Genomic DNA, 12467 nt, shown 5'->3' with positions numbered 1-12467 from the left:
TTATTTAAATAAAAAAACATGAAAAAGTATATACAAACTTTAATAATTGCGATTGTATTAGTTGCAACAACTACAAACACTTACGCACAAAACAGCAGAGACTTTGATAATTACAGGCAACCAGACAAAAGAGGTATAAATGTTTTTGAAGATCCTAAAGACACCATTTCTTCTTTTGAAAAACTTCATGTAAGAATGGGAGGCTCTTTTGCTTTACAATTTCAAGGTTTAGATCATGAAAATTCAGGAGCAGAAGAATTAGCAGGATTATCTTCTAATTTTAACTTAGCTACTGCAAACTTAGATTTAGATGTCGCATTAGCACCTGGTGTAAGAATGCACTTAAGAACATATTTATCTTCTCGCCACCACAACGAACCTTATGTAAAAGGAGGTTACTTTCAAGTTGATAAATTAGATTTTATTGAAGAAGGTTTTTTAGATAATATCATGAAATATACAACTATAAAAGTTGGACATATGGAAAATAATTATGGTGATGCACACTTTAGAAGATCTGATAATGCTCAAGCCATTTACAACCCATTTGTAGGAAACTTAATTATGGATTCTTTTACAACAGAAGTTGGAGCTGAAGTATACTACCAAAGAGATGGATTTATTGGTATGGTAGGATTTACTAACGGTAAATTAAACCAATCTGTAGAAGAAAATGCTAATGGAAAATCTGGTGGTGCTTCGTTCTTAGCAAAAGTAGGTTACGATAAACAAGTAAATAGCGATTTAAGAGTAAGATTAACTGGATCTTTATATAATACTGGGTTTATTCCTAGCTTATACTTGTACAATGCAGATAGAGCTGGTTCTAGATACTACCACGTATTACAAGCAGAATCTGCAACTTCAGACAACTTTAGATCTGGGCGTTTTTCTCCAAGTTTTAAAAACAGTGTAACCGCTGTAATGATTAATCCTTTTGTAAAATATAAAGGTGTAGAATTTTTTGGAACAATAGAAATGAACCAAGGAACTACAAATGCAACAGCTACTAGTGAAGCATTAGATGGTGAAACACAACAATATGCTGGTGAAGTAATTTACAGATTTGGACAAAATGAAAACTTCTACATCGGTGGTCGTTACAACCTTGTTAATTCTCAATACGACGGTACTGAAGATGTTACTATTGATAGATTTCAAGCAAGTGCTGGTTGGTTTATGACTAAAAACATATTAGCTAAAGTAGAATACGTAAAACAAACTTACGACGGATATACTGGTCTTTACGAAGATGCTAAATTTGACGGTATAATGGTTGAAGCTGTAATTAGTTTCTAATCTTAATTAAGAGTTACAAAATAAGGTTTTAAAACGCGATTTTAAGGTGTGTCATTTATAAATTTCAAATCTATAAATCTTTAAAAAGCAGATTAAAACCTGACTATTAGATTGTATTTTTCCGAAAAAAAATCCTTACAGTAACTCGTAAGGATTTTTTTATGATTAACTATTTTAAATAAACTATTTCTATTATAATAAACAGTAATATTTACTTGTTTTTTAATGATTTATTACTGTATTTGGTGATTTTTAATCACTTTTATTAACTTTAATGTCTTTAAGCCCTAAAAAATTAATTATGATATTAAAAAAATTAACCCTCTTTTTAATTGTGATTATAAATGTATCTTTTATCACTGTTTCTAATAAAAACACTACCGAAATTAAGATTAAACCTAGTAGTAAACTTACTATAAAAGGTATAACAAACATAACCGATTTTTCATGTAAATTTAATTCTGTTGCATTAAAAAAGAAAACTCCTATAACATATATAAAAAAAGAAAATCATACTGTTTTTGAAAATGCTAAATTAGTTTTAGAAAATAAAGAATTCGACTGTGGAAAGCGAATAATAAATAACGATTTTAGAGATCTTTTAAAAACAGAAACATACCCAAAAATCACAATACTTTTAAAGGAAGTTAAGCACCTTAATACAACAAATAAAAACACAATTGCTTCTGTAGATTTCTTAATAGCCGGTGTTACTAAATCTTACGACATTCCTATAACAATAACCCATGATCATTCGGTTATAGTAGATGGAGATATTAAATTAAACATTAGAGATTTTGGTTTAGAAAATCCAAAAAAAATATTAGGTTTAATAAAAATTGAAGATGAAGTTACTGTGCATTTTAAGTTAGATTTAGAAGTTTTATAACCTTATAATCATCTACATATCTTAATGTATTCTACTCCTACTCTTCGTATACTATTAAAATTATTTAAACCTTAATTGTTGTTATGCCCTATTAATTCTTCCGACTTAAATAGAGAGGTAATTTAACATTAAATCACTTATATTAATTACTTCAATTACATATTTAAATAAAAAAATTATGGCAAAAGGAATAAATACAACTTTACAAAGTGTATTAGATACTAAAAAGGATGATTTTAATTCTAAAGCACCTGAAGAGATTAAAACAATTTACGATGCAGGTTTTAGAGCTGTCGAATATAGTGGTGTTGTAAAACATGCAAAACATATTGGAGATATTGCACCAGATTTTAAATTAAAAAATGCTCTTAATAAAGATGTTACCTTACATGAATATCTAAAAAAAGGACCTATTGTATTAACCTGGTATCGTGGCGGTTGGTGTCCGTATTGTAATTTAACTTTACAACGATTACAACAAGAATTAAGTAATTTTCAAGCAGAAGGTGCTAATTTATTAGCACTAACTCCTGAATTACCAGATAAGTCAATGAATACTACTGAAAAACATGAACTTAAATTTGAAGTCTTAAGTGATGTAGGAAATGAAGTTGGTAAAACGTATGGCATTATCTATAAACTTACAGACGATGTTGCAAACCATTACCAAAACAACTTTGATTTACATGGATTTAATGGAGATGAAAGTAATGAATTACCATTAGCTGCTACTTACGTTATTAATCAAGACGGTAAAATTACTTACGAATTTTTAGAAGTTGACTACCGTAAAAGAGCTGAGCCTGCAGATATTGTAAATGCTTTAAAAGCATTAAAATAGTTTAAATATAACAAAAGAGGCTGCCCTCCCAAACAGCCTCTTTAAAAATAAGTAGTTAATACTACTTCAACTAATAGCTATTCAAATATAAGAAACATTAATATTTTAATTTTACTGAAACCCGTAAAGTATTAAAAAACAGATAACATATCTTAATTCAATAGTATTTCTGAGTGCCTAAGAATAATTATAAACACCTCACTATAATAAACTTAAGATTAAAAGCTTTTAATCTTAAGTTTGTTATCTTTTTTTATTAAAAAAACAAATTTCATCATAAAAAAGAGTTTTTTAATGATGAAATCTGCTCATTGCATTACAATTTGGATATTAAAATTTTAGTTATAGTGCTTTTTCTACTAAAAAAAAACGTGCTATTACAATTACATAGTATTACAAATATTTGCATATAAACTATATAATAATTATATTTATTATCTCCCTTTATCCTTTAATTAAAATAATTTTTATCTAAAAAATTAATAGCAGAACATTTTAAAATAAATAATTCATAAAAAATCAATCACTTTATGATACAACTATTTTTTGCTATAAAATACGTTTGTAATTTACCCTATTTTGAAAAATATTTTGCTCTCAAAATCTTCCCTTTTTCAATAAAAACATCAATAAATTACAATAACACGGTTTAACATTTTGGACTTGTTATTTACTCTACAAACAATTCTCAACTTTAATTCAATCAAAAAACTATTTTAGATTTATAAATCTGTTTATCTCACATTCTAAAATGTTAAATAGTTTTATAGATTTTTAACATAAAACAGCGATTAACTAACAGGTATAATTAATAACAACTATGCTTAACATTACTTCTTTATTTTTTAAGAACACTTACAATTACAGAACCAAACCCGACATGATTACCTAATAACCGAATGTGTTAGTCTCTAATTAAAAGGACTACATCATTTAAAATTGACCATTATTTCAAATTCCTATTAAACAAACTCAATACCTAACTGAACATGCATAACTTTACATTGCAAAATTATTTATTAAGAACTTGTTTTTTCAATAGAAAAAGGAAAAACATTTCTATTAAAGTCACAGGATTATTCATACTCCTTTTTAGTCTATTTACCTTCAACTCTTATCGTGTATTTGGTAAAACACCAGTACTAAATTCAACTCTTATTACAGACAGTTTTCATAGCTCTGTGAATAAAAACCCAGAGGCTTTAGATAGTTCTGAAGGACTAAAACTTATTCAATTAGCGCAACCAGGAGAAATTTCAGGAAACAGAGAGGTCTGTCCAGGAACCACAGAAACATATTCCATTAACCCCGTTACTGATGCTACCGGATATACATGGATTCTACCTACAGGACTTACAATTACTAATGGGGAAAACACCAACAGTATCACGGTCTCGATTGCTAACACAGCTCCTACTGGTCAAGTTAATATAAAAGTTTTCGCTTATAATGATTCTGAAACAAGTCAGGACAGACAAAAAAATATTGATATTAAACAACTGTCTGTCGCTCCTACAAAAATAAGATTTGACAATACAGATTATTATGGATCAATTATCTGTATTAACCATACAGGTAGTAATAATAATATAAATCTAAATGTAAGTGGAGGTGTTTTAGGTGATAATGCTAGACCAAGATGGTATGAAGGAAGCTGTAACGGAACCTTTATAAGGGAGGGAAATGATTTAGGGGTCTCTATAAACGAAGGAGAATCTAAAACATATTATGTTAATTATCAAGGAAGTTGCAACACTACAGAATGTATTACTGTAACTGTTTCAAGAGGTGGTTCTGTAGGAAATGCTATTGGTGCAATTACAGGACAACAAGATGTTTGTAAAGACGCTAAAAATATAACTTATACGGTCCCGGCAGTTACCAATGCTGCAAATTATACTTGGACGCTACCTTCAGGTGCTACGCCAACAACAGGAACTTTAGTAACTACTACAAATAGTATAACTGTAGATTATACTAGTGCATCTTCTGGAAATGTAACAGTAGTTGCAAATGGAGCTGGTAGTTGTGGAGGTAATACAATTCAGTCTAGTCTTGCTGTTAACGTCAAAGACGTTCCAAGTGCTCCTAACTTTATTACACCAGTTTCAGATATTTGTTATGGAACTACTCAAACCTATACCGTTTCTAATATTTTAGATGCAACGTCTTATAATTGGACACTACCCACTGGAGCTACAATCGTCTCTGGAGCAGGAACCAACGTTATAACTGTCAATTTTAACAATGCTATTAGCGGTGCTATAACTGTAGAAGCTGTAAATGCCTGCGGAACTGGAGCAACTACTTCCTTACCGATATCATTTAACACGGTTCCGGGTAACCCAACATACATTACAGGACCAACTGTTGTATGCCCTGGAGAGACTATGGTAGAATACACAATTCCTAGTCTACCTAATACAACATCTTACAACTGGACAATTTCTAATGGTTCTGCGTCTTTTAACGGTGTATCAAACACAAATGCTATTGCATTAGATATTTCTAATACACCTCTAGCTGATTTTAAAATTTCTGTAGTAGGGGTGAATGACTGTGGAGAAAGTCTTATAGCCTCTCAATTAACTATAAATTCAAATGAAGCATCTATAGCACCAACTACAATTACTTCTTCAAACTCCAATACTATCTGCGAAGGCACCTCAACATCACTTAATGTTTCTGGTGGTACATTAGGAACAGGTGCAACTATAGAATGGTATACTGATAGCTGTGGTGGTACCTCTGCAGGATCAGGAAATAATCTTGTTGTTTCTCCTACAGTAACCACAACTTATTATGCAAGATATAATGGCGATTGTAATACTACAACTTGTGCTTCTCTAACTATTAATGTTGATCCTTTACCTCTTGCTGCAGGGATAATAACAGGAACAAATGTAGTATGTCAAGGAGAAACCAATGTGAAATATTCAGTACCTACAATAACCAATGCTACAGATTATATTTGGACTTTACCTACAGGAGCAAGTATAATCTCTGGAACGGGGACAAATACGATTGAAGTAAACTACGACATTTCAACATCTATTTCTGGTAATATTACTGTACAAGGACAAAATGATTGTGGTAAGGGAATTGTTTCTTCCAATTACTCTGTGACTGTTAACCCAGAACCTGTAATTTCTGTAAGTCAACCAAGCCAGACGATTTGTAGTGATGGTTCTATTTCTCCTATCAGTATTTCAAATGATAATAGTGTAACTGGCATTTCTTATACTTGGACTCGTAATAACACATCCAATCTTACAGGTATAAGTGCTAGCGGAAGTGGAACGCCTATTTCTGGAACTCTAACCAATAACACAGGAACTGTACAAACAACTACGTTTACAATTACAGCAACTGCTAACGGATGTACAAGTGAAACTACGGCAACGGTAACTGTTAATCCTGAACCTGTGATTTCCGTAAATCAGCCTAGCCAGACGATTTGTAGCGATGGTTCTATTTCTCCTATCAGTATTTCAAATGATAATAGTGTTAGTGGTATTTCATATACTTGGACTCGTAATAACTCTTCAAATCTTACTGGTATAAGTGTTAGCGGAAGTGGAACACCTATTTCTGGAACTCTAACCAATAACACAGGAACTGTACAAACCACAACCTTCACCATTACAGCAACTGCTAACGGATGTATAAGTGAAACTACGGCAACGGTAACTGTTAATCCTGAACCTGTGATTTCCGTAAATCAACCAAGTCAGACGATTTGTAGCGATGGTTCTATTTCGCCTATAACTATTTCCAATGATAATAGTGTTAATGGAATTTCATATACTTGGACTCGTAATAACTCTTCAAATCTTACTGGTATAAGTGCTAGCGGAAGTGGAACGCCTATTTCTGGAACTCTAACCAATAACACAGGAACTGTACAAACAACTACGTTTACAATTACAGCAACTGCTAACGGATGCACTAGTGAAACTACGGCAACGGTAACTGTCAATCCTGAACCTGTGATTTCTGTAAATCAACCGAGTCAGACTATTTGTAGTGATGGTTCTATTTCTCCTATAACTATTTCAAATGATAATAGTGTTAGTGGTATTTCATATACTTGGACTCGTAACAATACTACAAATCTTACTGGTTTAAGTGCTAGCGGAAGTGGAACACCTATTTCTGGAACTCTAACCAATAACACAGGAACTGTACAAACCACTACCTTTACAATTATAGCAACTGCTAACGGATGTACAAGTGAAACTACAGCAACGGTAACTGTCAATCCTGAACCTGTGATTTCTGTAAATCAGCCTAGCCAGACGATTTGTAGCGATGGTTCTATTTCTCCTATAACTATTTCAAATGATAATAGTGTAACTGGCATTTCTTATACTTGGACACGTAATAACACATCCAATCTTACTGGTATAAGTGCTAGCGGAAGTGGAACGCCTATTTCTGGAACTCTAACCAATAACACAGGAACTGTACAAACCACAACCTTCACCATTACAGCAACTGCTAACGGATGTACAAGTGAAACTATGGCAACGGTAACTGTTAATCCAAAGCCAAAACTTATAGTAGATCCAAGTACTACTTATACTAATGTCATGTGTTCTGATGAAATTACAGAAATTACTATAATTGATGATAATAATGTAGATAAAACATTAACGTATGCATGGTCTAGAAATAATACTTCTAATGTAACAGGAACTGCAACAGGAAATAGTAATACAATCAATGTTAGTTTAACAAACACAAGCAATACACCACAAACAACTACATTTACAATTACAGCAAATTCAGAGTACAGTTGTATATCAGAACCTCTAACGGTAGAAGTCACTGTTAATCCTACGCCTACAGTTTCAGCTACAAATACACTACAAGATATTTGTTTTGGAGAAGACATCTCTCCTATTGTTATTAGCAATCCTAATAATATATCTGGTGTAACTTATAGTTGGACACGTAATAACACTACAGGAATTACAGGATTAGAAAATGGTTCTGGTAACACTATTTCTGGTGCATTAGTGAATACAACTAACACACCACAAACAACCACATTTACTATTATAGCATCTGCTAATAGTTGTGCTAGCGAAATAACAACTGCTACTATTACTGTATATCCACAACTTGTGATTTCCATAAATCCAGATTCAAGACCGAATTTGAATGAAGTTGTATGTAGTGACAATGAAATTACGCCTATAGCAATACTAAATGATAATAATCTTGAAAATGTAGAATACTATTGGGAACGAACTGACAATATTAATACTGTTCAAGGTATGGAAAGCGGAACAGGATCATCTATTTCAGGTATCCTTACTAGTACTCACAATAATAATAGAATAATTAAATTTAAAGCATGGGCTGTAGCTAATGGCTGCGAAAGTAATGTCATTGAAAACATACGTATTAGAGTAAAACCTACACCTAAAATAGAAGTTAGCCCTACAGAACAAACAGTGTGCGATGGAAGCACCTTCTCCATGGCTTTTAGTAATACATACAATACCAACAACACAACTTATAGTTGGACACGAAATAACACTAGTAATGTAAGTGGAGTGGCATCATCTGGGTCAGGAAGTTCTATTTCGGGAACGTTAACAAATACAACAAGCGAAACTCAAACGGTTACTTTTACTGTAACTGCTACACGACAAGGCTGTAGTACAACAACAACGGCAACTGTAGAAGTGTATGCCCCTTTAAGTACTCCTGTTATTGGAGAAACTCAGGATGTATGTTACGGAGAAGATCCTACACCGCTATATTTAGTAACTGAAATTACAGGAGGGTCTGGAAATTACAGTTACGAATGGCAAGTTAGCGAAAACGAAAATAATGGATTTTCAACAGTAGGCACAGGCACATCTTATTCTCCACCTAGAAGTGAAAGATATTATAGATTACGAGTATATGATAATGCCTGTAACTCAACTATAAAAACAAGTAACACTGTTATAATAAATTATTCTGGATTAGGAGGTATATTTGATAGTCCTAAAATCACAAATAGACCAAGTAGCACTTCAATATATTGCCCTGGAGATGAAATTAGTCCGAGAATATCAATCGGGCACTCTTTTGCTTCTGATGTAGATTATTCATGGTCATCAAACGCTGCATATTTTACTCCTGCAACAGGTACCGACAACGGAACTAGAGTTAATACTGGTTGGATTAGTAGAGAAACATATGCAACAATTAGAGCTACACTTAAAAACAATGGTAACAGCACTGTCAGTACTTCTTTTTATATCACTCCAATATTTACCAATTTCACGACATGTAATTCAGACCTTATAGAATTACCAATCAAAATTTACCCAACCCCAAAAATTGAATCAGTCACCTCTGAGGAAACCACTATTTGTAGTGGCTCAAGCCCTGATTTAATAGTCGATGGTAATATCACCGACAACCCAATGGAATTTAGTTGGACACGAACTACACCTTCTGGGGTTACAGGAATAACTAGTGGTAATTCTGGTAGTATCGCTGCAAATTCAACATTTACTTTAAGTAATATGTTAACAAATACTACAAGTTCTCCAATAACTGTTACCTATACTATTACACCAAAATCTACTACAGGTTGTAGCTCAGGAACACCAGTTACTTACAATATAATTGTTCAGCCTTTTATTGAAGCTGCAGCTAGTCTTGTGAGTACTATAGATTCTTGCGACGATACAACGGTTACTTTACAAGCCAATAGTAATATTTCAGGAAAATGGACTGCTTTACCTTTAGGAGGAGTATTCTCTGATATTACAGATCCTAATGCTACATTTACAGGAGAAAGCGGAACAGACTATACGTTAACATGGACTGTTATAAATGAAGGTCTTTGTGGAGAGAGTAGTACAACTGTAGCTGTAAATATCCCAGCATGTTCAGGTAATGATTTCGACTTTAATGGAACAAACACTAGTGTGAATTTTGGAAATGCATACAATTTAAATGGTCCTTTTAGTATTGAAATATGGGCTAAGCCAAACTCAACTAGTGGACAACAAACCATATTCTCTAAACGTAGTGCAACAAACTCATCATCTGGTTATGATTTAACGTTATCTAATGGTAACACTGTTAAATTCAACTGGAATAATGGCAACTCCATTTCTGCTTCTGGTTTATCTACAAGTCGATGGTATCATATTGCAATAACTTATAACGGGTCTGCATATAAATTATATATCGATGGTGTACTTAAAGCTTCTCAAAATGGAGATGGCCCACAATCCAATACCAGTTTAGCACTTCTCGGAGCCGTACAATCTTCTCTATTACCTACTAATTATTTTAATGGTTGGTTAGACGAATTAAGAATTTGGAATACCGCATTAACTGCCGAACAAATTCAAGAAATGATGAATCAAGAAATTCAAAATAATGGAGGTAATGTTAGAGGATCTGTTATCCCTGTAGACATCACTGGAAGTCTAGATTGGAACTTAAATCTTGTTGGGTATTACCAAATGGGATCGAATATTAACAATGGTACTTTAGCATCGGCAAACGGATCGACTTCTGGAGTATTAAGAAACATGACTTCTACTCAAGAAGAAACAGCACCACTTCCTTACCAAAGTAATGGAAACTCTAATTGGGATAGTGCCGCAGCTTGGATGAATGCAGATGTAAACCAATTACCAAACTCTAATGGAATTACTTGGAATATTGTTAAAATTAAAAACAATGTTACTTTAGATAAACCGACTACTGTTTTAGGTTTAATTGTAGAAAACAACACCTTAACAGTACCAGATAACACGCCTTTATATGTCTCTAAATATTTAAAATTAGATGGTAATCTTAAACTTGAAGGAGAAGCACAACTATTACAATCAGAAAATAGTATGGTAGATTATACTGGAACTGGTGGATTATTTCGCGATCAAGAAGGAACAACCAATATCTATAACTACAACTATTGGGCATCGCCTGTAAGTACTACGGGTACAGAAAATAACAGAACTTATAAATTAAGTGAAGTTTTACATGTTGGCACAACACCTGTAGGTTGGACATCTAATTTAGATGGAGCAGCAGGTAACCCTCCATACATTAGTACGCGTTGGTTATACTTATTTGAAGACTACAATGCAGAGATTTTTAATTGGCACCGTATCGATGAAGATTACAACATTAGCGTTGGTTTAGGGTATATTATGAAAGGGGCTTCTAATGCAGATTATACATTTATAGGGCAACCTAACAACGGCGATTATTTAGTCAATGTTTCTGCAGGAAATGATGCCTTAGTCGGTAACCCTTATCCTTCAGCAATAGATGCGAATGCCTTTATAATTGATAACCGAAATATGCTTGATGATGGAGGAAACAACGGTGAAATACGTTTTTGGAGACAATCTACTACGAATAACACTCACGTTGCTAAAGAATATTTAGGAGGCTATGCTTCATTAAACTTAACTGGAGGAAATCCAGCTGTAGCACCAGACGATATTAGCGGAGCTGGAGATGCCAATAGTTACATTCCAAAACGTTACATCCCTGTAGCACAAGGATTCTTTATTACTGCTGGACAAACCGGACAAATAGAATTTAATAATAGTCAGCGTATTTTTAAAACCGAAGCTAGTGGTAGTTCTGCTTTCTTAAGAACTAATAAAACAACAGAAGAAAATACAAACGATGTGCAACGTGTACGTATTAACTTTAAAAACCCAGATAAAGCAACTAGACAATTATTATTAGGATTTACACCTGACAATGCTGCAACAGATGCTGTTGATTTTGGTTATGATGCCACAAACTTTGAGACTTTATCTAGCGATATGTTATTCTTAATTAATGATAACACATACGTAATACAAGGTGTAGGCGAATTTGATGAAACGAAACACTATCCTTTAGCAATGTTTATAGGTAAAGATGGTAATATTGAAATTAGTTTAAAAGCTTTAGAAAATTTCGACACACCTATTGATGTTTTTATCTATGATAGTTATACAGATACTTATACTCAAATAAACAATTCTAAATATCAAATGCATTTAGAAAAAGGAGATTATTTAGATCGTTATTTCGTTGCTTTTAAAGAAGAAAGCAGACTAGATGTCATAGAAAATGAACTAAATAAAATCACTATTAATTACTTAAATAACAGTGATGAAATTCATATAAAAACACCTAATCATTTAAATATCAAACAGGTTTCTTTAATTAACACTTTAGGGCAAACCATTAAAGTTTGGAATACAACAAATGCAACGTTATCTAACAATTGTAAAATTCCAGTAAGACATGCTTCTGAAGGAAATTACATTATAAAAGTTAATACAGAAAAAGGTAGTACTACTAAGAAGATTAGTATTAAGTATTAATCTTTACAATAAATAGCTAAAAACAAAAAGTCCCGAATTTCTTCGGGACTTTTTAATTCATGTAAGTTGTTGTACTTATCTA

At 32.7% G+C, this 12467-nt stretch carries 4 protein-coding genes; all 4 read left to right on the top strand.

Going from position 1 to position 12467, the window contains the following annotated elements; genetic code table 11:
- Positions 1–18: 18 nt before the first annotated feature.
- The 4 genes from Q1B05_RS13540 (at position 19) to Q1B05_RS13525 (ending at position 12385) form a co-directional block, all read left to right on the top strand.
- Entirely contained in the window at positions 19–1299 is a 1281-nt protein-coding gene (locus tag Q1B05_RS13540; protein WP_299781482.1) for a hypothetical protein, read from the top strand.
- A 301-nt stretch (positions 1300–1600) separates the two neighbouring features.
- Positions 1601–2188 (top strand): YceI family protein, encoded by a 588-nt coding sequence (locus Q1B05_RS13535; RefSeq protein WP_299781481.1) that lies wholly within the window; start codon positions 1601–1603, stop codon positions 2186–2188.
- A gap of 178 nt (positions 2189–2366) precedes the next feature.
- Positions 2367–3029, top strand: coding sequence for a peroxiredoxin-like family protein (locus tag Q1B05_RS13530; protein ID WP_299781480.1), 663 nt, complete (start codon positions 2367–2369; stop codon positions 3027–3029).
- A gap of 1181 nt (positions 3030–4210) precedes the next feature.
- On the top strand, positions 4211–12385 hold the full coding sequence (locus Q1B05_RS13525; protein WP_299781479.1) for a PKD-like domain-containing protein: 8175 nt from the start codon (positions 4211–4213) through the stop codon (positions 12383–12385).
- Positions 12386–12467 lie beyond the last annotated feature (82 nt).

This window comes from uncultured Formosa sp. (assembly GCF_947500765.1).
Lineage (GTDB): Bacteria > Bacteroidota > Bacteroidia > Flavobacteriales > Flavobacteriaceae > Formosa.
This window is presented reverse-complemented; position numbering and strand designations above follow the sequence as displayed.